This is a genomic window from Shewanella sp. K8, from assembly GCF_028823715.1.
GTDB lineage: Bacteria > Pseudomonadota > Gammaproteobacteria > Enterobacterales > Shewanellaceae > Shewanella > Shewanella algae.
On sequence record NZ_JAPEHY010000083.1, the window covers coordinates 1 to 1,222 of the forward strand.

General features: G+C 45.6%; 2 protein-coding genes. Both read left to right on the plus strand.

Going from position 1 to position 1,222, the window contains the following annotated elements:
* The first annotated feature begins 583 nt into the window (after positions 1-583).
* Positions 584-802 carry a helix-turn-helix domain-containing protein gene (locus tag ON072_RS20980; RefSeq protein WP_051472875.1) on the plus strand — a complete coding sequence of 73 codons (219 nt, stop codon included), beginning with the start codon at positions 584-586 and terminating at the stop codon, positions 800-802.
* A 107-nt stretch (positions 803-909) separates the two neighbouring features.
* Positions 910-1,222: transposase (locus ON072_RS20985; protein WP_274626186.1), on the plus strand; the 313-nt coding region annotated here is incomplete at its 3' end.

Below are 1,222 nucleotides of genomic sequence, written 5' to 3' on the forward strand. Positions count from 1 at the left end.
CACGTCTTTCGCGTTGCCGCTGTGCCGTGTCAGTGGGAGCGCATTATAGGGAGCCTGAACTTTTGTGCAAGGGCTTTTTAAAAGAAAAACTCAATTTATTGGTCGACTGTAGAAACCCCGTTCAACTACACAGCTTACCTACCAATTAACCACAGACTTATCCACAAACCTATTTGTATAAACAATTCTGGTAGTCGTACTTAGGGGAAAGATTCAACTCATGCATTACACCTTATTAGTCATGAAACCAGTCAGAAATAATCGAGATTCTGCATAATTACTAAAATGTTTTCTCATCCAGTACAGGGTTGCGCCCAAGTTCATAGCCTCGAAGCCAGAATCCCAAACTTTAGCTGCGCGGCTCATCGACTCTGAATACCCGACATGTTCATACAGCCGATGATAAATAACTGCGCCTACTGACAAACCACATTGCTCTGCTTGCAGCCTGGGGAAACTTAGAGCATTGGTGAATAGCTAGAGATAAACGATTAATGCCTACCACTCTGCAAAGGCAAACTAAAAGGATATTCATTAGCTCAGTTGCGGCGACTGCATTTATCAAGAATACGCACGGACAACTATGTCATTAACAGCCCTGCTCGGTGTGAGTCGCACCAGTGTTAATGCTTGGGTCGCAAATTACCTGGCTGATGGACGCGATGGTTTGCTTGATAAACCTAAATCCGGACGACCCAATCAACTCTCTCCTCATCAATTAGAGCAACTTAAAAAGTTTATCGAGAAGAATGCTATCAAGCAGGACGGTGGACGCTTAATAGCTGAAGATATCAGAGTTTAAATCTGTAACGACCTGCATGTGAGCTATAGCTTGGCCAATGTGTACCGCTTACTCCATGCGCTTGATTTCAGTCTCATCCCGGGTCATCTTCCACTGAGCGTGTGGATGTGTGGTTCCAAGACGAAGCCAGATTTGGTCAACAAAACCAAACGACAAGACTTTGGGCAAAACGGGGTAGCCGTCCCCGTGTCGTCGAACAGCAGCAATTTGATTATGGGTATCTGTTTGGGGCAGTGTGCCCAAGTAGCGGTAAAACGGAAGCATTGATTACGCCCTTGGTCAACAAAGATGCCATGATGCTTCACCTTGAATTGATATCGTTGGCAACCGAGCGCGACCGGCATGCAGTGGTCATCGTTGATGGCGCAGGCTGGCATACTATGGATACGGCAATACCTTTCTCAAATCTCACTTTGATTA

Excerpts from the sequence above, each read along its gene's own strand:
- ON072_RS20980 (WP_051472875.1), top strand. The coding sequence starts at position 584 with ATGTCATTAACAGCCCTGCTCGGTGTGAGTCGCACCAGTGTTAATGCT.